This window comes from Amycolatopsis balhimycina FH 1894, assembly GCF_000384295.1.
GTDB lineage: Bacteria > Actinomycetota > Actinomycetes > Mycobacteriales > Pseudonocardiaceae > Amycolatopsis > Amycolatopsis balhimycina.
In genome coordinates, this window is record NZ_KB913037.1 from 1226810 (window position 1) to 1249501 (window position 22692).

Consider the following 22692-nt stretch of genomic DNA (forward strand, 5'->3'; position numbering starts at 1 on the left):
GCAACCGACGACCTTCGCCGGGACGTCCGAGGCCGTTCGGCACTTGGCCGGGGGCCTGTTCGGGCGGACGGTGGGCACGAAGCGAAGTCCGGCGAACCTCGGAGCTGTCTCATGAAGACCGGTGTCATGCCCGTGGGTCCGCTCAGCGCGAGCCAGGTGCGATCCGTCCTCCTCACGGCGACGGCTCCCTCGCCGTTCCGGATCGCCCGGCCCTGGCGGTTCCAGTGCACGCCGGACGCCATCGAGCTGTACACGGACGTCCCCGCCGCGAGCACCGACAGCGATCAGCGGGAACGGCTCCTGAACTGCGGGGTGGCCCTGCTCAACCTCCGGCTGGCGATCAAGGCGCAGGGCAGCCATCCCGACGTCCACCTGTTCCCCACGGCCGACCGGCCCGACCTGCTCGCCGTCGTGCGGCCGCAGGGACACGAGACGAACGCCCCGCACGACCAGACGCTGGCGGACACCATCGCCGACCAGCGGAGCAACCGCCGGCCGTTCACCGCCGCCGTCGTGCCTCCTTCGGTCCAGCGGCAGCTCCGGCGCGGCGCCGAGATCGAACGCGGGTGGCTGGCCACGATCACCGCCGAGCAGGTTCCGGCGTTGCGGGAGATCATGCGCCGCGCGGAAGTCCCGCCGGCGACACCCGGTCCCGGCGGCGGGACGGACCTCGACCTCGAGCCCGACCGGCTGGTCGTGGTCGTCGGCACCCTGCACGACACCGCCCTCGCCCGGCTCCAGGCCGGCCAGGCCATGCAGCGGGTCCTGCTGACCGCCGGCGCCGCCGGGATCTCGGCGGCGCTCTCCTCGCAGGCCATGGCTGTACCGGCGACCCGGCGTGAACTGCGGCAGCTGCTCGGCGGCGGGATCTGGCCCCAGATCATGCTTCGCCTCGGCCACGGCACCGCGGTCGCGTCCCCCGCGCACGCGCTGCTCGAAGACGTCGTGATCAGCGACGAACACCCCTTCGACGCTAGGAGCCCGGACGGCGTTGCGCGTCGTGGATCCCGGTGACCAGCACGGCCGCCTGGGACCGCCGCTCCAGCCCGAGCTTCGCCAGCAGCCGGGACACGTAGTTCTTGACGGTCTTCTCCGCCAGGAACATCCGCTCGGCGATCTGCCGGTTCGTCAGGCTTTCCCCGAGCAGGTCGAGCAGGACGAGCTCCTGCTCGCTCAGCCCCGCCAGCGGGCTCGGCTTCCCGGTCTTCGCCCGCAACTCGGCCACGAGCGCGGCGACCGCGCGGCCGTCCAGCAGGGTCTCGCCGGACCCCACCCGGCGGATGGCGTCGACCAGCTGCAGCCCCTTCACGTCCTTGATCACATACCCCTCGGCGCCGGCCAGCACCGCTTCGACCATCGAATCCTCGTCGGTGAAGGAGGTCAGCATCAGGCACCGCAGGCCGGGCAGCGCCGCGCGCAGGTCGCGGCACAGCTCCACCCCGTTGCCGTCGGGAAGCCGGACGTCCAGCACCGCCACGTCCGGGCGCAGTGCGGGCACCCTGGCCAGGGCCTCGGCCACCGAAGAAGCCTGCCCGACGACCGTCAGGTCGGGTTCGTCGTCGACGAGTTCGGCGACCCCGCGCCGCACGAGTTCGTGGTCGTCGACCAGGAAGACCGTGATGACGTGCGGGTCGTGCCGCGTGCTGTCATCCACCGCCCCAGGCTACGCCCGCCCGCGCCGAACGACCCCGCAACAGAGGTCCGGCGACTCCAGGCCGCGCGGCGCGGGAGGGCCACGGTAAGGGAACCACCGCGAAGCCACCTGCCGCGCGGTCGCCGGGGATCAGCGGAGTGCGGGACCCGATCACGCTGCGGCCTTCGACGAGGATCGTACCGCCACCGATCAGCTCGTCCGTGACCTCGACGTCCATTGTGGACTTCACCAGGGGACCTCCGTCGGCAGGCGGGGTTCGTGGTGGAGGAGTTCGAGCGCCTCGGCGTCGGCGACCACGGCGAACTTCCGGTAGCTGTTGCGGACCGCCTGCAGCCAGGGCAGTGAGCGAAGACAGACGATCTGGTCCACCTCGCGGGCGAGCCGGTCGAGGACGCTCGCCTGGGCGACCGGAACCGCGAGCACGATCCGGCCGGCCTGGCGGGCACGCAGGACGCGGATCGCCGTGTGCGCGGTCGTGCCGGTGGCGGCGCCGTCGTCGGCCAGGACGACCGTCCGGCCCGCGATCGGCACCGGCGCCACGGTCTGCCGGTAGACGCCGACCCGCCGCGCAAGCTCGGCACGCGCCCCGCCGGTGAGCCGGGTCAGTTCCTCCGGCGCGATGTCGGAACGGCGGATGGCGGTGTGGTCCCACACGAGCAGCCCGCCCTCCCCGACCGCGCCGAACGTCGCCGCGGGTGGTCCGGCGACCTCGATCCGGCGGGTGAGCAGGATGTCCAGCGGCGCACCGAGAACGTCGGCGATCCGGCCCGCGACCACGAGCCCACCGCCGGACAGCCCGAGAACCACGGCTCGATCGCCGCGGAGCGGACGCAACCTGAGGGCCAGTCGTTCGCCGGCTTCCCGTCGATCGCGGAACCGCATGGCCACTCCCGTCCGGTGGTGCCTCGACGACCGCCTCCAGCATCACCGAGCCGCCCAGGGGACACGAGGGCCGTTGGTCACCACGCGACGGACCGTTCGGCACCACTGGTCACCACAGGGCAAGGCGCGCACGACCCGCCACCCGCACCGAGGTGGTCAGCGGGCGTCCGCGACCGGCCGCCGCGGCGCCGCGAGGGCCGCTGCCCGCGAGGCGTGCACGGTCAGTCGTTCGCATTCCCGGGCGAGCTGCAGCGGGCGCCGCGTCGCGCGTGTCGTCGCCACCAGCCTCAGGTCGATGCCCGGCCCGGCCCGGCGATGAGCGTCGAGCAGCACCTCCAGGCCGGCGGAATTCAGGAACAGCACGAGCGACAGATCCACGACGACCCGCCGCGGCGCCTGGCTCAGCGCCGCGTCGAGCGCGTCGCGGAGCATGGGTGCGGTGCTGAGGTCGACGTCGCCGGCCACGGCGACGACCAGCGCCCAGCCTTGCCTCTCCACGGTGATCGTCAGGTCCTGGTACCGGTGGGCCGATGGTTCGCGGCCCCCGGAGGCCGGCTCCCCGCCCGGTCCGGGCAACGGCGGCGGAACGGATTTGAGGAGCGGGCGGCGGGGGCGCGGAAGGTCGGAGACGAACGATTTCACGATGGGATCTCCTCGGAATGTGGCGTCGGCGCCGGGGGCGTCACGGTCCGGCGTGCCCGTCCTGGTGCCGGATGGAATCCCCGCCCTTGTGGTGATCGGCCCGGCCGTACACGCTTTCGAGCACGCTCTCGAGTTTGTGCGTGGCACCCCGGCACGCCTCGGCGACGGAACCCGCGCGATGGCTGACGGCCACCGCCCGCCGCCCGGCCGGCCGGGCCTCGAGCACGCAGCGCCGGTCCAGTCCGTCGTCGGTGGTGGCTTCTTCGCTGAAATGGACTTCCAGCCGCGTGATGTGGTCGCTGAACCGCGCCAGCCTGGCGGCGAGCTCCGACTCGAAGTGCCGGACCAGCTCCTCGCCGCCGTGCATGGTCCGGTCCGTGCTGATCTGGATCAGCATGCGTTGTGTCCTCTCGACGACCTGTGGCCCGGGGCCCGTGCGAAGCGGACGTTCCGGATGGCCACCGGCCTCCGGCCATCCTGCGCGCCGGCGTCGCCGGCTGCCCAGGGTCACACGTCCTCTGTCCGGGGGCCGAAGGAAACCTTTGCCCGGCACGCGGCGTCCCGGCGGCCACGGCGAGTATCCGGCCGCCGGTTCAGGGCGTAGGATGAACCACACGCTCCGGACCCTGGCGACACCGACCGAAGTCGATGGCGAAGGCCAATCCTGGTGGCACCACAATCAGCGGCTTCAGTCAGGCGGGAACTCGCGCCGCGGCTGCTCTGCCGCGGTGGCCTGCCGGAGCGGAGAGGCCGATCAGATGAGCACCGAAGCCACCTACATTTCCCGGTACGACCAGCGCGTCAAGCTCGTTCAGGGCGTGCTCGGAAAAGACACGGAACTCACGGGCAAAGCGACCCGCGCGCTCGCGGTCCGGGTGTTGCACACCTTGGACGCCATTCCCGAAAAAGTGCGCTGAGCCAGCACTCCGAAACGACTTCGCCATGGCAGAAAAAGAAATCATCACCCCGGCACCCGCTTTCGTGACGACCCTGGGGATCACGGTCGGCTACCACCGCTACTTCCCCCACGGCGCGTTCACCGCCACCCGCCCGGTGCGGATCGCGCTCGCCGTGGCCGGGGGCTGGCCGCCGACCCGTACATCCGCCGACGGGCGCCAGTTCGAAAGTACCTTCGCTGACGGTCATCATTCCGCCGATCATGTCCCCGACCACGCGGCTACCGCGGTGGGTGCCGGAGAACCGGTTGCCGCCGGGCTGATGCCAGACGACGTCATCGGCGAACAGGCCGGCCACCGTGGCGAAGTCCTTGGCAGTCAAAGCGTCGAAGTACTTGTACACCACTTCGAGCGGCGTGGGCGATTCGGCCATCGAGCATTTCCTTTCCGGGTTTCTTGCTACCCCCAGGCTGCCCGATCGTTGCCGGTTACCTCAACGTAACCAATGTGGCAGACTGACGCGATGTCAGAAATGTCGAGCGATGACGCCCGGTAGAGGGCATTGAGGTGTCTTGCGTGCACAGCATCGGAGACAGGATGGCCGACCTCGCCAACCTGCCGTCGCCTCTGGTGGAGCTGCACGACGAGCGGCTCGAGCGCCGTGGTGTCCACCTCCGGCTCAAGCGCGACGACCTCATCGGCCCGGACCTGCCCGGGAACAAATGGCGGAAGCTGCGCTACAACCTCGAAGCAGCCCGGCAACAGGGCTTCACGCGGCTCCTGACCTTCGGCGGCGCGTACTCGAACCACATCCGCGCGACCGCGGCCGCCGGCCACCACCTGGGGTTCGAGACAGTCGGGGTCATCCGCGGCGAAGAGCATCACCCGCTCAACGACTCCCTTGCCCACGCCCGTGCGCACGGGATGACACTGACCTATTTGGACCGCGCGACCTATCGCCGCAAGGCCGAACCGGACGTGATCGCCGAGCTGACCCGCGAGTTCGGGCCTTGCTACGTCCTGCCCGAGGGAGGCAGCAACGGCCTTGCCGTGCGCGGTACCGCCGAACTGGCCGGCGAAATCACCACCGGCTTCGACATCATCTGCTGCGCCACCGGAACCGGCGGAACCCTGGCCGGGATCGCGGCCGGCTTGCGGGGCCCGCAACGCGCGCTCGGCTTCGCCGTGCTGAAGGGCGGCCGGTTCCTTGACGACGAAGTTCGCCGCCTCCAGCTCGAGGCGCTCGGCACCGTCACCACGAACTGGGACGTCGACGCCGACTTCCACTTCGGCGGCTACGCGAAGCGTCGCCCGGCGCTCGACAGCTTCATCGAAGACTTCGGCGACCGGCACGGAATCACCCTCGACTGGGTGTACGAGGCAAAGATGCTCTACGGGCTCTTCGAGCGTGCGGAAGCCGGCTGCTTCAGGCCGGGCACTCGAGTCGTCGCGGTACTGAGCTGAGGGGGAGCGGAATGACCACACCGGTGCGCCTGGTCGAAATCACCGACGACAACCGCGACGAGGTGTGCGGCCTGCGCGTGCGGCCCGGCCAGGAACGGTTCGTCGCTTCGGTGGCGAAGTCGCTGGAGGACGCCGTGACGACGCCCGAGGGTGAGCCCTGGTACCGGGCCGTCTACTCGGGCGGCGAGCCGGTCGCGTTCGTGATGCTCAGCTGGAACGTGCCACCCGGCAGGCCCGGCATCCTCGGGCCCTACTTCCTGTGGCGGCTGCTCGTCGACGGGCGGCACCAGGGCCGCGGGATCGGCCGCGCGGTGCTGGACGAGGTCGTCGCGCTGGTGCGGGCCGACGGCGGGCAGGAACTGCTCACGAGCCACCAGCCCGGCGACGACGGACCGGGCGCCTTCTACCGGAAGTACGGCTTCTCGCCGACCGGGGAGATCGACCACGGGGAGGTCGTGCTGCGGCTCGGGTGGTGATTGCCGTCAGGGTCGGCGCAACCGGTTGCAGGGGCTAAGCGATACCTCTTTTCCTCGCGTAGCGTTTGAGCTGTTTCGCCCCGGCCTCCGTGTTACGGGCATGGTGGTCGGATAGGGAAATGCGGGGTAGACGATGAAACATCCGGGGCCTTTGTTCACACTGCTCGCCGGTGTCGTGCTCGCCGGCGGGATCGGAATCGTCAACCTGGCGACCGGGACGGGCGTCGCCCCCGTCGCCGGAGCCGCCAACGCGGCCGCGAGCACCACGGCAGCGCCGTCCAAGACGTCCGAAGCGCCGAAAACCGAAGCACCCCACACGGAAGCGCCCGCACGGGCGGACTACGCGGGGCGCGTCACCGGCGGCGGCGCGTCCGTGGCGGTCTCGGTGCGCGACGGCCACGCGATCGCCTACCTCTGCGACGGCAAGAAGGTCGAAGCCTGGCTGCAGGGCGTGACGGCCGATGGGAAGCTCGATCTCAAAGGAGCGAAGAACTCCAGCCTGACGGGTAGCTTCGACGCCGGTTCGGTCACCGGCACCGTGACGGCGTCCGGCAAGACCTGGCAGTTCACCGCGCCCACGGCGAAGAAGCCCGCGGGGCTCTACCGTGCGGCGCCGAAGGTCAAGGGCAAGACGGCGAAGGTCGGCTGGATCGTGCAGCCCGACGGCAGCCAGGTCGGCATCCTCACGACGGACGAGGACTCGGCGGCCGCCCCCGCGCTCGACGCGGCGGCCGGCACCGCGGCCGTCGACGGCACGCCCGTCACCGCCGAGCCGGTCAGCGGCCTGACCGGGGCGGGTGACTTCTGATGACCACGGCGGGCAACCGCGCCGCGGCCGCGCTCCTCGTGCCGCTGGTCGTCGGCGCCGTCGTCTCGGTGGTGCTCGGCGTCTACGGCAACCTGCACACCCCGACCGGCGTCGCGGTGAACGTCGCCGGCTTCTCCAGCCCGCAGTCGGTGAAGGCGTGGCTGGCCACGGTCGTCGTCGTGCTGGCCGTCGTGCAGCTGCTTTCGGCGCTGGCGATGTACGGCAAGCTCGGGCGCGCGGTGCCCGCGTGGATCGCGCCGGTGCACCGCTGGTCGGGACGGCTGGCGTTCCTCGTGTCGATCCCGGTGGCGCTGCACTGCCTCTACGCGCTCGGGTTCCAGTCGTTCGACACGCGTGTCCTCCTGCACTCCCTGCTCGGCTGCTTCTTCTACGGCGTGTTCGTCGCGAAGATGCTGCTGCTGCGCAAAGACGGCGCGCCCGGCTGGTCGCTCCCGCTCCTCGGCGGGCTCGTGTTCACCGCGCTCGTCGGGCTCTGGCTCAGCGCGTCGCTGTGGTTCTTCACCCAATCGGGCTTGACCTTCTAGGGGGCGGTAGTGGGCAACGACGACACGGACCCGGCGGTCACCCGCCGGACGGCGATGGCGATGGCGGCAGCCGGCGCGGGCCTGGTGGCGGGCTGCAGCACCTACGGCGGCAGCGCGGCCACGCCGGCGCCCGCGGCGCCCGGTGGCACCGAGCTGGGCGCGGCGGGCGACGTCCCGGTCGGCGGCGGCAAGGTGTTCGCGGACAAGCAGGTGGTGGTGACCCAGCCGGCGGCGGGCACGTTCGCGGCCTTCTCGGCGATCTGCACCCACCAGGGCTGCACGGTCGACACCGTCGCGAACGGCACCATCAACTGCCCGTGCCACGGCAGCAAGTTCAAGATCGCCGACGGCTCGGTGGCGAACGGCCCGGCGGCGAAGGCCCTCGAAAAGAAGACGGTCACCGTCGCGAACGGCAAGATCACGCTGACGTAGGCGCAGGCCTTCGCGACCGTCGACCCCACGACAGTCCACAGTGGACCCGAGGTGGCCCGGCCGAATCCCTGCCCGACCTGACGCAGGTCCGGCCCAGGTGACCCGTCAGCCGAACGCGGCCGGTCAGTCACCCCAGCCGCGCGGCGCGGGTCAGGAGGTGGCGCTTCTCGGGTTCGCTGGTGGTGCGCCGGGCTGCCTCCTGGTAGCCGGCGCGGGCCGCGTCGTGGTCGCCGGCCATCTCCAGCAGGTGGGCTCGCACCGACACCAGGTGGTGGGAGGCCGAGATGCGCTCGTCGGCCGAGAGGGTGTCGAGCAGGGCCAGCCCGGCCGCGGGTCCGTGCACCTCGGCCACCGCCACCGCCCGGTTGAGCGTCACCGCCGGGTTGGGGGCCACGCGCTCCAGAACCGTGTAGAGGGCCAGGATCTGCGGCCAGTCGGTGACCTCGGCGGTGGGTGCCTCGTCGTGGACGGCGGCGATGGCGGCCTGGAGCTGGTACGGGCCGACCGGGCCCCTCGCCAGGGTGTCGGTCACCAGTGCCACGCCCTCGGCGATGGCGTCGGTGTGCCAGAGCGTCCGGTCCTGCTCGCTCAGCGGCACCAGCGACCCGTCCGGGGCCGTGCGGGCCCGGCGGCGGGCGTCGGTCAGGAGCAGCAGGGCCAGGAGCCCGGCCACCTCACCCTCGCGGGGGACCAGCCGGTGGAGCTCGCGGGCCAGCCGGATGGCCTCGGCCGTCAGCTCGGCCCGCACCAGCCGTGTCCCCGACGTGGCCGTGTAGCCCTCGTTGAAAATGAGGTAGACCACCTGGAGCACGACGCCGAGCCGCTCCGCCTGCTCGGCCGGCGGCGGCAGCCGGAAGCCGGCTCCGGCCGCCTTGATGCGCTGCTTGGCCCGGCTGATGCGCTGGGCCATGGTCGCCTCGGGCACGAGGAAGGCCCGGGCGATCTCGGCGGTCGACAGGCCGCCGACGGCCCGCAGGGTCAGCGCGACCTGCGACGAGGGCGTCAGCGCCGGGTGGCAGCACAGGAACAGCAGCGTGAGCGTGTCGTCGCCCGCGTGGACATCGCCACCGGCGGGCGGGGTGCGGAGGGCGTCGGCCTCCTCCCGCCGTCGGCGGGCCGCGTCGCTGCGTACCTGGTCGGCGAGGCGGCGCGACGCCACCGTCACCAACCACGCCCGGGGGTTCTCCGGCCACCCCCGCACCGGCCACTGGGCCGCGGCCTCCGCCAGCGCCTCCTGGACGGCGTCCTCGCAGGCGTCGAACTGGCCGTAGCGGCGCACCAGCACGCCGAGCACCTCCGGGACCAGCCGCCGGACGGCCTGCCAGCCGGTCACGGCTCGACGTTCGCCTCGTGCATCAGCGGCCGGACCTCGACCCCCCAGTAGCGCGCCGACGGGGCTCGAGCCGCGATCTCCAGGGCTCGTTCCAGGCTGTCGCAGTCGACGATCATGAAGCTGCCCAGGAACTCCTTCGCCTCGGCGTAGGGGCCGTCGGTCACCACCGGCGTCCCGCCGGTGACCCGGACCATCTTGGCGTTCTCCTCGTCGGCGACGCCGTAGGCGCCGACCAGCTCGCCCGACTCGAACAGCTCCTGGTTGAGCGCGTCGGTGTCGCGGATGATCTCGGCGAGGGTCTCCGCGCCCACCGAGTTGAAGGCTTCCTCGTTGCCGTAGATCAGCAGCATGTACTTCACGGTTCGGTCCTCTCTCACCGCTCGGTCTCGGCCGAGCCGACCAGGGCGCCGCTCGCGCCGCGATCGTCCAGCACCAGCTTCGCCCGCCGGGTGACGGTATAGCGGATGTGGGTGACCCCGGGCGCGTCGACGACCCGGGCCGGGACCAGCTCGATGCCGTCGTCCGCGCCGAGGCCCAAACCGGGGCCGAACAGGCGCTGGCCGTCGCCCAGCAGCACCGGGGCGATGTGCAGCTCGAGCTGGTCGAGCAGCCCGGCGGCCAGCACCTGGCGCACGAGCTCCCCGCCGCCGGCCACCGCCACGTCCTTGCCGCCGGCGGCGTCCCTGGCCAGCTCGACGGCCCGCTCCAGTCCCTCGGTGACGAAGGTGAAGGAGGTGCCACCCTGACGTTCGAGCACCTCCCGGGCACGGTGGGTGACGACGAACACCGGCGCGCGGAACGGCGGTTCCTCACCCCAGGGGACCTCGCCGGCGTCGAACATGCGCCGGCCCATGACGTAGGCCCCGGCGGCGGCGAACGTCTCCTCGACGATCTTCGAGTCGATCGACTGCTCCCCGCCGGCGAAGCCCTGCCGCTCGCGCCAGGCCATGGCGTCGACGGCCCAGCGGGTGACCCGGAAGAACCCGGGCGCTTCGGGGCCCCGCATCCAGCCACTCATGTCCTGGTTGTCCCGCGTGTCCCGCGGCCCGGTGTAGAAGCCGTCGAGGGACACCGACATCTGGGCGGTCACCTTGGTCATCGTTCGCGCTCCGCTCGTGGTGGCGGCCCCGTTGGCCGCCGCTGCCCCTCAGTCGGAGCCGGCCGCTCGTTCTCGACACGCGCCGACGAGAAATCCGGGAGAATTTCCGCCTCGGACAGCACGAGAGCGTGGATCATTCCGCTGGGATCCAGCTGTCACACAGCTGAGTCCGAGCGGCCGAGTCAGGACCGGCTCTCGGCAACCCACGCTTTACACAACGGATCCGGCTCCTTACCCTCGCTCTGGAAGCGCTCCCAGACGCGAGGAGGCGGCGTGCGCACTTCGACGACGAAGGCGGCGGTCCGGGCGGTCGTGGCGCTGCTCGTGCTCGGCTTGACCCTGGCGGTTCCGGGGACGTCCGCGGGCGCCGCACCGGCTGGAAAGTTCAACTACGCCGAGGCGCTGCAGAAGGCCGTCTGGTTCTACGACGCCCAGCGCTCCGGTGCGCTGCCCGCCGACAACCGCGTCTCCTGGCGCGGTCCCTCCGCCCTCGACGACGGCAAGGACGCCGGCCTGGATCTCACCGGTGGCTTCTACGATGCCGGTGACCACGTCAAGTTCGGGCTGCCGTTCGAGTTCAGCATGACCATGCTCGCCTGGGGCGCGCTGGAGAACCGCGCCGCCTACCAGAACTCCGGCCAGTGGCAGTCCCTGCTCTCGAACCTGCGCTGGGGCGCGGACTGGCTGATCAAGGCGCACCCGCAGCCCGACGTGCTCTACGGCCAGGTCGGCAAGGGCGACGACGACCACAAGTGGTGGGGCCCCGCCGAGACGATGGCCATGGCGCGGCCCGCCTACCGCATCGACGACTCCTGCCCCGGCTCGGACCTCGCCGGTGAAGCCGCCGCGCAGATGGCCGCCGGCTCGCTGGTGTTCCAGGCCGGTGACCCTGCCTACGCGGCCACCCTGCTCACCCACGCCAAGCAGCTGTACTCGTTCGCCGACAACCACCGCGGCGTCTACTCCCAATGCATCACCGACGCCCAGAGCTTCTACAAGTCCTGGAGCGGCTACCAGGACGAGCTGGTGTGGGGCGCGATCTGGCTCTACAAGGCCACCGGCGACACGAGCTACCTGACCAAGGCTCGCGCCGAATACGAGAAGCTGTCCACCGAACCGCAGACCACGACCCGCTCCTACCGCTGGACACTGGCCTGGGACGACAAGTCCTACGGCGCCTACGTCCTGCTCGCCCAGCTCACCCACGACCCCGAGTACGTCGCCGACGCCGACCGCTGGCTGGACTGGTGGACCACCGGGGTCAACGGCCAGCGCGTGCCCTACTCCCCCGGCGGGCAGGCCGTGCTCGACCAGTGGGGGTCGCTGCGCTACGCGGCGAACACCGCGTTCGTGGCGCTCACCTACTCGGACTGGTTGCGCGCCACCGATCCCGCCCGGGCCACCACGTACCACGACTTCGGCGTGCGGCAGATCAACTACGCGCTCGGCGACAACCCGCGCGGCGCGAGCTTCGAGGCCGGGTTCGGCGTCAACCCGCCCCGCAACCCGCACCACCGCACCGCGCACGGCTCCTGGGCCGACACCATCACCGAACCGGCGCAGAGCCGGCACGTCCTGTACGGCGCGCTGGTCGGCGGTCCCACCTCGGCCAACGACGCGTACACCGACGACCGCACCAACTACACGATGAACGAGGTGGCACTCGACTACAACGCCGGCTTCACCGGCGCGCTGGCCCGCCTCTACGGCGAGTACGGCGGCACGCCACTGGCCGCCTTCCCGCCGAAGGAAACCCCGGACGGCCCGGAGATCCTGGCCCAAGGCGCGCTCAACCAGCCCGACGGCGGCACGTTCACCGAGGTCAAGGCGTATGTGATCAACAAGTCGGCGTGGCCGGCGCGCACGTTCACCGGCTCGCTGCGCTACTACTTCACCCTCGACGGCGCCACCACGCCCGGCCAGATCTCCGTCACCTCCGCGTACAACCAGTGCGACGCGCCGACCGTGCATCAGTTCTCCGGCCCGATCTACTACGTCGAGGTTCCGTGCCCCGGTGGCGTCGCCCCCGGCGGCCAGTCCCGCTACCGCAAGGAGGTGCAGTTCCGGATCACCAGCACCGGGACCTGGGACCCCGGCAACGACTGGTCGCACACCGGCCTCGCCCCGAGCGGGACCGCGCCCGCGGACAACCCGCGGCTGGTGCTCTCGCAGGGTTCCGCGGTGGTGTGGGGCACCCAGCCGGGACCGTCCACAGGGGACACCACGCCGCCGGCGGCACCCACCGGGGTCACCGCCACCGCCGGCAGCACCAGCGTCGGCCTCACCTGGACCGCCGCGACCGACGACGTCGGCGTCACCGGGTACGACGTGCTGAACGCGGCCGGTACGGCGGTCGGCAGCACCACGGGCACCAGCTACCAGGTCACCGGTCTCACCCCGGGCACCGCGTACACGTTCTCGGTGCGCGCCCGGGACGCCGCCGGCAACCAGTCCCCCGCCAGCAGCCCGGTGTCGGTCACCACCGCCGGCGGCAACCCCGGCACCGGCTCGCTCGCCGTGCAGCAGCGCGCCGGCAGCGGCGCCACGGACAACCAGATCCGCACCAGCCTCCAGCTCGTCAACCGGGGCAGCACGCCCGTCGCGCTGAACAGCGTCACCGCGCGCTACTGGTTCACCGGCGACGCGACCAACCCGGGCTACCAGATCTGGTGCGACTACGCGGTTCCCGGCTGCGGCAACGTCACCCTGCGCGTGGTGAAGCTCAGTACGCCGCGCCCGGGGGCCGACGCCTACGTGGAGGTCGCCTTCAGCGGCGGCACCCTCGCCGCCGGCGGCAGCACCGGCGAAGTCCAGGTCCGGGTCGCCAAGGCCGACTGGTCCGCGTTCAACCAGGCCGACGACTACAGCTACCGCACGGCGGCGTCGTTCACCGATCTCGCCACCGCGACCGCCTACCAGGCCGGAACCCTCGCTTGGGGTACTGAACCCTGATCGGTAGCGGATTCACGACTCACTGTAGCCACGCCGTGACCCGGGCGTCGCGAGCGGTTCACCGCCGTGCTCGCCGCGTCCGGGCATGGGCGTCGTGGACGGCAGGGCGCCTGCCGTAGGGGCCGGTCCCCCGCCGACCCGACGAAGGTCGGGATGTTCGGGACGGCGTGTCAGAAACCCGGCCCGTCAAGCAGTTTCGCAGTGGTGCCGACACCTCGTGGCTTCTTCACTGTCACCGTGTCGTCGCCGTGCTCCCGCAGGGTGATGGCGCATTCCCGGTCCCCACGCGGAAGGAAACTCCGATGCGCCGTGCCGTTTTTCGCGCTTGCGCCACGCTCGCCGTCTTGACCACGTCCCTCGGCCTGGCCGACGTTCCCGCACACGCCACCGCCGCGGTCGCGGCCGCCGCGTCGTGCTCGCAGGCCGATCTGCCGCTGCCCGACCCGGCCTGCACGCCGGGCGCGAAGAACCCGGACGTCACCCAGTCCACCATCGGCTCGACGATCTGCGTGTCCGGCTGGACCGCGACGATCCGCCCGTCCACCAGCTACACCAACGGCTTGAAGAAGCAGGGCATCATCGATTACGGCTACTCGGACACGAGCTTGTCCGACTACGAGGAGGACCACTTCCTCCCCCTCGAACTCGGCGGCGCCCCGAAGGACCCGCGCAACCTCTGGCCCGAGCCGCACTCCGGTGACCAGAACTCCGCCACCAAGGATTCCGTCGAGAACGCGGTCAAGAAGGCGGTGTGCGCCGGCCGGGCCACCCTCGCCGCCGCCCAGAACGCCATGCTCGACGATTGGACCACCGCCAAGTCCGTGCTCGGCATCGGCTGACCGCATTCGCGTCGCCGCAAGGTGAAGGCGACGAAAATGTAAGTTTCACGGCGGCGGGCCGCGACTGTGTTAGCGTTCACATCTCTGCCACAGTCCGGCTCGCCGTCAACGCTGATGGGGGTTCCGTTGTCGCACGAACATGTCGCGTCGCCACGCCGTCTCGGTCCTCTGTGGACGATCTGCGCACTGGTCGCCGCCTTCTTTTCCCTCGCGACGCCGTCGAGCGCCGCCCCATCGGCGGCGGCGCCGATCACCAAGCCGCCGATGGGATGGAACTCCTGGAACTCCTTCGCCGGGACGATCGACCACACCGTCATCGAGCAGCAGGCGGACGCGATCGTGGCCTCCGGCATGAAGGACGCGGGCTACGAGTACGTCAACATCGACGACGGCTGGTGGACGGGCGCCCGCGACTCGGGCGGAAACATCACCGTCGACACCGCCAAGTGGCCGGGCGGGATGTCCGCCATCACCGCCTACATCCACAGCAAGGGCCTGAAAGCGGGCATCTACACCGACGCCGGCCGCAACGGGTGCGGGTACTACTACCCGACCGGGCATCCCGCCTACCCCGGCACGGGCGCCGAAGGCCATTACGACCAGGACTTCCTCCAGTTCTCCCGCTGGGGCTTCGACTACGTGAAGGTCGACTGGTGCGGCGGTTCGGTCGAGAAGCTCGACGCGCGCGCCTCCTACACCGCGATCAGCGACGCCATCACGCGCGCCACCGCCCAGACCGGGCGCCCGATGGTGTTCTCCGTCTGCGAATGGGGCGGCAACCAGCCGTGGAACTGGGCGCCGGGCATCGCCAACCTCTGGCGGACCAGCGGCGACATCATCTACTGGGGCGAGCGGCCGGCGATGTCGCGCGTGCTGGCCAACTTCGACGCCGCGCAGCACGCGAGCGCGCAGAGCCCCGGGCACTACAACGACCCCGACATGCTCGTCGCCGGCCTGTCGGGTTTCTCCGACGCGCAGAACCGCACCCACCTGAGCCTGTGGGCGATCTCGGGCGCCCCCCTGATCGCGGGCAACAAGCCCAGTGACATGAGCGCCGCCACCCGCGCCGCGCTGACCAACCGTGAGATGATCGCCGTCGACCAGGACCCGCTCGGGCGGCAGGGCACGAAGGTCGCCGAGGACGCTTCGGGACTCCAGGTGTACCAGAAGGTGTTGTCCGGCACGGGCCGCCGGGCCGTCGTGCTGCTCAACCGCACCGGCTCGGCCGCGACCATCACCGCGCGGTGGTCGTCGCTCGGCCTGACGGGTTCGGCCACCGTGCGCGACGTCTGGGCCGGCGCCGACCGCGGCACCTTCGCCTCGAGCTACGCCACGTCGGTCCCGGCCGGGGAGGCGGTCCTGCTCACGGTCACCGGAGGCGACGGCACGCCCCCGGCCGGCGGGGCGATCACCGGCAAGCAGTCCGGTCGCTGCCTCGACGTGCCGAACGGGACCTCGGCGAACGGCACCCAGCTGCAGCTGCAGGACTGCCAGGGCACGCCCGGCCAGACCTGGACCCGCACGGCGAGCCGCCAGCTGACGGTCTACGGCACCAAGTGCCTCGACGCGTCCAACCAGGGCACGGCGAACGGGACACCGGTGGTCATCTGGGACTGCAACGGCCAGGCCAACCAGCAGTGGACGGTCACCGCGAACGGCACGATCACGGGTGTCCAGTCGAACCTCTGCCTGGACGCGAACGGCCAGGGAACCGCGAACGGCACCAAGGTGATCCTCTGGTCCTGCAACGGCCAGCCGAACCAGCAGTGGACGGCGCCCGCGGCGTGAGCGAGAGCTCAGTGCTGGGCGAACTGCCGGCTCGTCGGCTGGACGACGTCGGGCTTGACCGGCAGCGGGTCGATGACCAGCCGTTCGCCGTAGATGTCGGTGACCGCGACGGACCCGCCGCACCCGGCGCCGTTCTCGGACAGGAAGTAGTTGTAGTCGGTGCGCTGCAGCTGCTTCCAGGCGCCGCCCGCGCGGACTTCCAGCCGGGCCACCGGGTTGCGGTGGTCGATCACCTGGATGCCGCACCAGTACTGGGACGAGCCGGTCTTGTAGCGGAGGGAGATCCGCTTCGCCGTCGGCGGGTTCACCAGCTTCCAGGTGACCGGGATCTCCCCGAGGTTGCGCGCCCCGAGGTGGTCGAACGCCTTCGGGTTCAGGTCCAGCTGCCCGACCCGGCACGGCGCCGGACACAGGTTGGTGATCCGCACCGTCACGCTCGCGCCGCCGGCCGCCTGGACCTGGACGTAGGCGCCGCACGCCTGGGAGCCTTCGAAGTCGGCGACGTTCATCGCCGCGTTCAACGGGTCCGGGCTCGCGTCGTACCCGCACGCGCCGGTGCCGTCCGTGTCGTAGAAGGTGGCCACTCCGGAGCGGGTGACCCCCGGCTTGATCTTCCCGGCGAGCGGCGCGTCGCCCGACGCGGCCACCGGGGCGGCCGCGGACGTCGAACGCGTGACGCCGGCCGACGCGGCGGTCGTCGTCGTGGTCGCGGCCGAACTCGACGGCGTGCTCACGGACGGGGCGGTGACGGCAGGCTCGATCGCGGGGGCGCTGGTCGGCGCATTCGCCGCTTCGGCGGCGTCCGTTCCGTTCGCCCGGATCGCGACCAGGGTGACGACGACCGCCACGGTCACCACGAACAACGCCACCACCGACACGATCACCCCGCGTCTGGGCACCGCACCTCCTGACCACGACCTGGATTGGTGGTCCACAGTAGACAGGCACCACAGGCACGTCAACGACGGTCCGGCTGAATTGTGTGAGCGTTAACATACCGACCGTGACGGGCTGGTGCCCGGCCTCGCACTTCGCCACGGAGCACGGCCACACGTCCGATCGACCGATTGACGACCCGCGCCCTGCGGGTAGCGTATGGGAGCGCTCCCATACATCGACGTCAGGAGTCTCCGATGGCCGGTCAGCGACGACGTCACCTCCGGCCGGGCACGGCGAGTGGCTGTGTCCTGGCCGCGTTGCTGACCACGCAGGCCGTTGCGGCGCCACCGGCTTCCGCCGCCGGGCTCAGCCTGTCCGTGGACCTGTTCGCGGCCCGGCACGCGATCAGTCCCGACATCTACGGGATGAACGGCGGCGATCCCGCGCTGGTCGCCGAGCTCGGCACCCCGGTCTCGCGCTGGGGCGGGAACGCGAGCAGCCGGTACAACTTCAAGAACCACACCTACAACACCGGCAGCGACTGGTACTTCGAAAACATCGTGGCCGGGCCGGACAACACCCTCGAGGCCTACGTCCAGCGGAACCGCGACCACGGGATCAAGCAGGTGGTCACCGTGCCGATGTCCGGCTGGGTGGCCAAGGACTCACCGTCGTCGCCGCACGCCTGCGGTTTCCCGGCCACCCGGTTCCCGGCCCAGGACTCGTTCGACCAGTGGGACGCCAACTGCGGCAACGGCAGGCTGAACAACACGAACCTCACCGGGGCCGAAGCAGGCGACACCTCCGTCCCGGCGGACGCGTCGTTCGCGGGCGAGATGGTGTCGCACCTGGTCGGCCAGTTCGGCCTGGCGACGCGCGGCGGTGTGCCGATCTACGAGCTGGACAACGAGCCGGTGCTGTGGAGCTCCACCCACCGCGACGTGCACCCGCAGCCGGTGACCGACGACGAGCTGGGCGGCAAGAGCACGGCGACCGCCACGGCGATCAAGGCGGCCGATCCGCGGGCGGCGGTGCTCGGCCCGTCGGGCTGGGGCTACTGCGAGTGGGTCGCCTCCGGGCTGGACGGGTGCGCGCCGGGAGCGGACGCCGCCGCCCACGGCGGGCTCAACCTGTCCCAGTGGTTCCTGAAGAACATGAAGGACGCGAGCAGCGCCGCCGGCAAGCGGCTCCTCGACTACTTCGACCAGCACTACTACCCCCAGATCAGCGGCGACAAGACCCCCGAAGCCAACGCGCTGCGGCTGCGGTCGACGCGCTCGCTGTGGGACCCGGACTACGTCGAGGAGTCGTGGATCGGACCGAGCGGGGTCAACGCTCCCCCGCTGCAGTTCATCCGCACGATGAAGAAGTGGGTCTCGCAGTACGCCCCCGGCACCAAGACCGCGATCACCGAGTACAACTGGGGCGCCTTGGACGACATCAACGGCGCACTGGCCGAGGCCGACGTCCTCGGCATCTTCGGCCGCGAGGGCCTCGACCTGGCCACCATCTGGGGCGAACCGAAACCGGCCGACCCCGCCGCGTACGCGTTCCGGATGTACCGCAACTACGACGGGGCCGGGAGCCGGTTCGGCGACGTCAGCGTGTCGGCCGCCAGCAGCGACCAGGGACAGCTCGCGGTCTACGGCGCGCAGCGCCGCTGCGACGGCGCCCTCACCCTGATGGTGATCAACAAGACCGGCACCGAACTCAGTGCCCCATTGTCGATCGCGGGTGCCGCCGGCAGCGCCAAGGCGCAGCGGTTCACCTACAGCCCGGCCGATCTCTCCTCGATCGTGCGGGGTGCGGATCTCGCCGTGAACCACGGCCGCGTCACGACGACGTACCCGGCGAACTCCATCACCCTGCTGGTCGTGCCGCAGCACCGGAGCTGAGGGAGCCGCCGCAGGCGAGCATGCGGGCCGCCTGGCGGGAGAGGGAGAGCCGGGCACTGGAGCACGAGCGACCCGGTACGCGCCGCGGAAACCGGCGGAGGTGGCCCGCGAGCAGTGCACGCTCGCGGGTGCGCACGCGGGCCTACCGTGCCTACGGCCGTGGCTGTTCCGACCGGATCCACGCTTTCGCCCGCTCCGGGTGACGACCGGGCCGCCGGGAAGCGCGACTGTGGGCTGGCCGCCGCTCGTCTCCGGAGGGGATTCGCATGGTGCGAGCCACGCTCACCGATTTCCCGGCTCACCGGTTCCGTAAGCCCCAGCGGAACCGGTCCGCGGCCGCGGACCGGCGGGAGAGCCGCTCCGCCCGGCACCCGTTCCGGGGACTCGCCGACCGGTTCGGCGCCGGCGCGCAACCGCCGCCGGTCCCGTGGCCGCCCGAGCGCGACCCCGGGACCGGCGGCACCCCCTTTCCCCGCGCGCTGGTCGTGCTGCTGGGCGCCGCCGCCGCGGTCGTCGTGCTCGCCGGCATCCAGAGCGTCGCCTGGCTCGTCGGCCCGGTCTTCCTCGCCCTCGTCGTCGTGATCACCCTCGATCCCGTGCGGAAGTGGCTGCGGGACAAGGGAATGCCGCGCTGGCTGACCGTCACCGTCCTGGTGGTCGCCGTCTACGCGGTGCTGCTCGCCTTCTTCCTCGTCGTCGTGGTGTCCGTCGCGCAGCTGTCGGTTCTGGTCCCCCGCTACGCCGGGCGGGTCGACGAACTGACGCACGACGGGCTGACCGTGCTCGGCCGGTTCGGCGTCGGCGAACCGCAGCTGCGCGCCATGCTGTCGTCCGTCGACGCGGGGAAGCTGGTCGGCCTGGCGGGTTCGCTGCTCGCCGGCGTCGGCGGGCTGGTCACGAACCTGGCCTTCCTGTTCGCCCTCCTGCTGTTCCTCAGCGCCGAAACGGCGTGGGCGGGGCAACGCCTCGGCCGGATCGCGCAGGACCGGCCGTGGATCTCCGCGGCGCTGCGCGGCTTCGCCTCGGGGACGCGCCGGTACCTGCTCGTGACGACCGTGTTCGGCGGCCTCGTGGCGGCGCTCGACACCACCGCGCTCGCCCTGCTCGGCGTGCCGGGCGCCCTGCTGTGGGGCCTGCTCGCCTTCGTCACCAACTACATCCCCAACGTGGGCTTCGTGATCGGGGTGGCCCCGCCCGCGGTCATCGCCCTGCTCGACGGCGGCTGGCGCGACCTGCTCGTGGTGCTCGTCGTCTACGCCGTGCTGAACTTCGTGGTGCAGTCGCTGGTCCAGCCCCGGTTCGTGGCCGGCTCGGTCGGACTGTCCACTTTGGTCACCGTGCTGGCGCTCGTGTTCTGGACCTGGCTGCTGGGCCCGCTCGGCGCGATCCTCGCCGTGCCGGCGACCCTGCTGGCCAAGGCGCTGCTGGTGGACGTCGACCCGCGGGCCCGCTGGGCCGACGCACTGCTTTCCGCCCCACGCCGCGACGAACGGTGAGGGGCTCAGGTCAGGCCGTGCTGGCGGGCGACCACGACGGCGGAGCGCCGGTTGTTGACGCCGAGCTTGCCGTAGATGGCCCGCACGTGGGTCTTCACCGTGTTGACCGAGACGGTGAGGTCGGAGGCGATCTCGTCCAGCGAACGCTGGGAAGGCAGGCGTTGCAGCACCACCTGTTCGCGATCGGTCAGGCTGCTGGGCGGGGTGTGCGGGACGAGCCGGCCGTGGACCGCCTGCGCGAACCGGTCGAGCGAGCCGAACCCGCCCGAGTGGTCGATCAGCAGGTGTCCGACCCGCGGTTCGGCGAGCGCGAACGGCCGTACCAGCCCGTTCGGCCGGGCGAGGGCGAGCGCGCGATCGAGTGCGTGCAACGCCTTGGTCCGCCGGTGCGACCGCAGCGCGAGCGCGGTTTCGGCGAGGCATCGCTCGACCGGGGTGGCGGGCAGCAGCGAGGTCGCCGACGCGGTCTCCCGCAGGACCGTTTCGGCCGCGTCGGTTTCGCCGGCGGCGAGGTGGGCGCGGATCCGCAGGACCGCCAGCTCGCCGCTGCCGGGCAGCCGCTCGTGTCCCCAGGCGAGCACCTCCGCCGCGTGCAGGCCCTCGCGGAGGGCGAGTGCCGCGTGGTACTCGGCGACCGCGCAGACGCCGACGAGCTCGCGCGGCAGCTCCAGGACGGCGAGCCGGTGCCGCGCCGCGCGCATGACCTGCGAGCCCGCCGTCCGGTCGCCGTCGTCGAACCGGACCATGCCTTCGAAGAACTCGCGCAGCGGCCCCAGCAGCGGCATGCCGCCGGGCACCTCCGCCGAGGCCGCTTGGGCCAGTTCCCTGGCCGCGGCGACCGGCTCGGCTCGCATCAGGTCGTCGTAGGCCAGCAGCAGGTGGCACTCGGCCACGCCCGGGACCCGGCGCCGGCCGTGCCGTCGCGCGACGGCGAGGGCGCCCGTGCACGCCCGCCGCATCGCCGGGTAGTCGCCGCCGACGGCGGTGGCGACGGCCAGCACCAGCCTGCTGTGGAGCACGAGATGTTCCAGCCGCTCGCCTTGGGCCAGCCGCAGGGCTTCCTGTGCCTGGGTGACGGCGTGCCGCCGGGCACCGCGGCGCAGTGACCGGCACGCGCGGTCGAGGTTCACCCAGGCGTCGAGCTCCAGGGGCCGCGGCGCCGGGGTTCCGGTCTCCGGCGGGCGCGTGCCGGTCACGAAGGCGAAGTGGCGGGCGGCGAGGGGCCACCAGCCGCCGTCCGGCGCGCCGAGGTCGGCCGCGGCTTCGGCGAGCTGCCCGCGCTGGATGTTCTCCAGAGCCGACGCCAGCCGCAGCGGCGGGCTCGCGGCGACCGTCTCGGCGCCCAGGTAGGTGAGCGCGACGCGCACCGGTTCCCCGTCGCCGGCGAGGACTTGCCGCACCGCGTGGTCCCGGGCCAGGGTGAGGACGCGCCGCCGGTCCCGGCCGGCCACGGCGTGCCGGAGTGCTTCCCCGAACCGGCCTTCGCCGGCGTACCACCGCGCGGCGATCCCGTGCAGCCGCGGCACCCGCCGTGGGTCCCGCCGGGCCAGGTCCGCACGCAGGAAGGCGCGCAGCAATGGCGGGAGCCGGTAGGTGCCGGCCGGGGTGCGCGTGACGAGCCCCATCGCCCGCTCGAGGTCGTCCAAGCGCGCCCCGGCCTCCGGGCAGCCCGAGAGGCGGACGGCGAGGGCCGCGCTCGCCGTGTCGCAGACACTGAGGCACCGCAGCAGATCCGACGTCGGTTCGGGCAGTCGCGAAAGCACTTCGTCCGCGAAGAACCGCGCCACGGCGCGATCGTCACCGGTGACGGAAGCGACGAGCGCGTCGGCGTCGTCCGCTTCGCGCGCCGACACCGCGGCCCAGCCGAGGGCGGCGGCCCAGCCGGCCGTGCGTTCGGTGAGCTCGCGGAGGCGGTCGTCGGCCACCACGGCGCCCGTGGCCCGCAGCAGGCTCGCCGTTTCCCGGGTGGTGAACCGGAATTCGCCCGCCTCCACCCGGGAGAGGCGGCCCTCGACGTGCAGCCGGGCCAGCCGCAGCCGCGGCTCGACCCGGGTGGCCAGCACCAGCCGAAGCCCGGCGGGCAGCTGATGTGCCAACGCGGCCAGCGCTTCCAGCGGTTCCGGGCGGGAGATCTCCTGGAGGTCGTCCAGCACCAGCCGGACCGGGTGGTCCAGACCGGCGAACGCGTCCTCCAGGCCGGCCAGGAAGGCCCGCCGCCGCCCGGGCGGCGGCGGGCGGAGCCGGTGCGCGGGGACCCCGGGACAGCGGCGCAACGCACCGAGGATCCCCGCCCACAACCGGGACTCGTCGTTGTCTTCCTCGTCCAGGGACAGCCAGGCGACGTCGCGGCCGTCGCCGGCCCAGCCGGCCAGCGCGGTGGTCCGGCCGGCACCGGCCGGCGCCCGGACCACCGTGACGGGCCGGGCGGTGGCCCGGTCGAACAGCGCGTTCAGCCGCGAGCGGGGGACGAAGATCCCCGGCAGCCGCGGCACCGCGACCTTGGGCCCGGGAACCGGCCGGAACGGAGTCGTCTTTCGATCGGGCACGTCCACCTCTCGGCTGTCGGGAGAGTTCGCCCCGGTTCCGCGGTCGACGCCGGACGGAGGCCACGA

21 protein-coding genes and 2 pseudogenes are annotated in these 22692 nt (G+C 72.0%); 13 read left to right on the plus strand and 10 right to left on the minus strand.

What is annotated here, in order from left to right:
- The first annotated feature begins 111 nt into the window (after window positions 1–111).
- On the plus strand, window positions 112–1014 hold the full coding sequence (locus A3CE_RS0104755; RefSeq protein WP_020638920.1) for a hypothetical protein: 903 nt from the start codon (window positions 112–114) through the stop codon (window positions 1012–1014).
- Here the strand turns inward: A3CE_RS0104755 and A3CE_RS0104760 are convergent.
- The 4 genes from A3CE_RS0104760 to A3CE_RS0104775 form a co-directional block, all read right to left on the minus strand.
- Complete coding sequence (locus tag A3CE_RS0104760) at window positions 974–1654, minus strand: response regulator (RefSeq protein ID WP_020638921.1); 681 nt, start codon at window positions 1652–1654, stop codon at window positions 974–976. The genes A3CE_RS0104755 and A3CE_RS0104760 overlap by 41 nt on opposite strands.
- Before the next feature lie 225 nt (window positions 1655–1879).
- A complete protein-coding gene (locus A3CE_RS0104765; RefSeq protein ID WP_020638922.1) occupies window positions 1880–2536 on the minus strand; it encodes a phosphoribosyltransferase in 657 nt (218 codons plus the stop codon).
- 156 nt (window positions 2537–2692) lie between these two features.
- A complete protein-coding gene (locus A3CE_RS0104770; RefSeq protein ID WP_020638923.1) occupies window positions 2693–3178 on the minus strand; it encodes an STAS domain-containing protein in 486 nt (161 codons plus the stop codon).
- A gap of 40 nt (window positions 3179–3218) precedes the next feature.
- Window positions 3219–3575 carry an HPF/RaiA family ribosome-associated protein gene (locus tag A3CE_RS0104775; RefSeq protein WP_020638924.1) on the minus strand — a complete coding sequence of 119 codons (357 nt, stop codon included), beginning with the start codon at window positions 3573–3575 and terminating at the stop codon, window positions 3219–3221.
- Window positions 3576–3783: 208 nt separating this feature from the next.
- Here A3CE_RS0104775 and A3CE_RS56140 point away from each other — a divergent pair, with 208 nt between their 5' ends.
- Together A3CE_RS56140 and A3CE_RS56145 are read left to right on the plus strand one after the other, a co-directional pair.
- Window positions 3784–4095, plus strand: a complete 312-nt coding sequence (locus A3CE_RS56140) for a DUF6307 family protein (protein WP_125591781.1) — start codon at window positions 3784–3786, stop codon at window positions 4093–4095.
- A 64-nt stretch (window positions 4096–4159) separates the two neighbouring features.
- A pseudogene (locus A3CE_RS56145) lies at window positions 4160–4261 on the plus strand (acyl-CoA desaturase); the annotation flags it as partial.
- Window positions 4262–4345: 84 nt separating this feature from the next.
- Here the strand turns inward: A3CE_RS56145 and A3CE_RS59745 are convergent.
- Window positions 4346–4507, minus strand: a pseudogene (locus A3CE_RS59745) (nuclear transport factor 2 family protein); the annotation flags it as partial.
- Window positions 4508–4650: 143 nt separating this feature from the next.
- Between A3CE_RS59745 and A3CE_RS0104785 the strand changes: the two are divergent.
- From A3CE_RS0104785 to A3CE_RS0104805, 5 genes are all read left to right on the plus strand, one after another.
- Window positions 4651–5538, plus strand: coding sequence for a 1-aminocyclopropane-1-carboxylate deaminase/D-cysteine desulfhydrase (locus tag A3CE_RS0104785; protein WP_245589429.1), 888 nt, complete (start codon window positions 4651–4653; stop codon window positions 5536–5538).
- A gap of 11 nt (window positions 5539–5549) precedes the next feature.
- Window positions 5550–6014, plus strand: a complete 465-nt coding sequence (locus A3CE_RS0104790; protein ID WP_020638927.1) for a GNAT family N-acetyltransferase — start codon at window positions 5550–5552, stop codon at window positions 6012–6014.
- Between the two features lie 133 nt (window positions 6015–6147).
- Window positions 6148–6822 carry a hypothetical protein gene (locus A3CE_RS0104795; protein ID WP_026468147.1) on the plus strand — a complete coding sequence of 225 codons (675 nt, stop codon included), beginning with the start codon at window positions 6148–6150 and terminating at the stop codon, window positions 6820–6822.
- Complete coding sequence (locus tag A3CE_RS0104800; protein WP_020638929.1) at window positions 6822–7367, plus strand: DUF6529 family protein; 546 nt, start codon at window positions 6822–6824, stop codon at window positions 7365–7367. Before A3CE_RS0104795 ends, A3CE_RS0104800 begins: the two co-directional genes overlap by 1 nt.
- A gap of 9 nt (window positions 7368–7376) precedes the next feature.
- Window positions 7377–7799 carry a Rieske (2Fe-2S) protein gene (locus tag A3CE_RS0104805; protein WP_020638930.1) on the plus strand — a complete coding sequence of 141 codons (423 nt, stop codon included), beginning with the start codon at window positions 7377–7379 and terminating at the stop codon, window positions 7797–7799.
- A gap of 127 nt (window positions 7800–7926) precedes the next feature.
- On the opposite strand, the gene A3CE_RS0104810 is transcribed toward A3CE_RS0104805, so the two are convergent.
- From A3CE_RS0104810 to A3CE_RS0104820, 3 genes are read right to left on the minus strand one after another with little or no spacing between them, the layout of a single operon-like run.
- Window positions 7927–9132, minus strand: a complete 1206-nt coding sequence (locus tag A3CE_RS0104810) for an RNA polymerase sigma factor (protein WP_020638931.1) — start codon at window positions 9130–9132, stop codon at window positions 7927–7929.
- On the minus strand, window positions 9129–9491 hold the full coding sequence (locus A3CE_RS0104815) for a YciI family protein (protein WP_020638932.1): 363 nt from the start codon (window positions 9489–9491) through the stop codon (window positions 9129–9131). The genes A3CE_RS0104810 and A3CE_RS0104815 overlap by 4 nt, the downstream gene beginning before the upstream one ends.
- A gap of 14 nt (window positions 9492–9505) precedes the next feature.
- Window positions 9506–10231 (minus strand): dihydrofolate reductase family protein, encoded by a 726-nt coding sequence (locus A3CE_RS0104820; RefSeq protein ID WP_020638933.1) that lies wholly within the window; start codon window positions 10229–10231, stop codon window positions 9506–9508.
- Window positions 10232–10504: 273 nt separating this feature from the next.
- Between A3CE_RS0104820 and A3CE_RS0104825 the strand changes: the two genes are divergently transcribed.
- The 3 genes from A3CE_RS0104825 (at window position 10505) to A3CE_RS0104835 (ending at window position 15810) form a co-directional block, all read left to right on the plus strand.
- Window positions 10505–13183 (plus strand): glycoside hydrolase family 9 protein, encoded by a 2679-nt coding sequence (locus A3CE_RS0104825; protein WP_026468148.1) that lies wholly within the window; start codon window positions 10505–10507, stop codon window positions 13181–13183.
- 344 nt (window positions 13184–13527) lie between these two features.
- Window positions 13528–14022, plus strand: a complete 495-nt coding sequence (locus tag A3CE_RS0104830; protein WP_211231808.1) for a hypothetical protein — start codon at window positions 13528–13530, stop codon at window positions 14020–14022.
- Between the two features lie 126 nt (window positions 14023–14148).
- Window positions 14149–15810, plus strand: coding sequence for a glycoside hydrolase family 27 protein (locus A3CE_RS0104835; protein ID WP_020638935.1), 1662 nt, complete (start codon window positions 14149–14151; stop codon window positions 15808–15810).
- Between the two features lie 8 nt (window positions 15811–15818).
- On the opposite strand, the gene A3CE_RS0104840 is transcribed toward A3CE_RS0104835, so the two are convergent.
- Window positions 15819–16709 carry an expansin EXLX1 family cellulose-binding protein gene (locus A3CE_RS0104840; protein ID WP_026468149.1) on the minus strand — a complete coding sequence of 297 codons (891 nt, stop codon included), beginning with the start codon at window positions 16707–16709 and terminating at the stop codon, window positions 15819–15821.
- Between the two features lie 234 nt (window positions 16710–16943).
- Here A3CE_RS0104840 and A3CE_RS0104845 point away from each other — a divergent pair, with 234 nt between their 5' ends.
- Together A3CE_RS0104845 and A3CE_RS0104850 are read left to right on the plus strand one after the other, a co-directional pair.
- Complete coding sequence (locus tag A3CE_RS0104845; protein WP_020638937.1) at window positions 16944–18584, plus strand: glycoside hydrolase family 44 protein; 1641 nt, start codon at window positions 16944–16946, stop codon at window positions 18582–18584.
- Between the two features lie 266 nt (window positions 18585–18850).
- Complete coding sequence (locus A3CE_RS0104850) at window positions 18851–20080, plus strand: AI-2E family transporter (RefSeq protein ID WP_020638938.1); 1230 nt, start codon at window positions 18851–18853, stop codon at window positions 20078–20080.
- A 5-nt stretch (window positions 20081–20085) separates the two neighbouring features.
- On the opposite strand, the gene A3CE_RS0104855 is transcribed toward A3CE_RS0104850, so the two are convergent.
- Window positions 20086–22626 carry a winged helix-turn-helix domain-containing protein gene (locus tag A3CE_RS0104855; RefSeq protein WP_026468150.1) on the minus strand — a complete coding sequence of 847 codons (2541 nt, stop codon included), beginning with the start codon at window positions 22624–22626 and terminating at the stop codon, window positions 20086–20088.
- Window positions 22627–22692 lie beyond the last annotated feature (66 nt).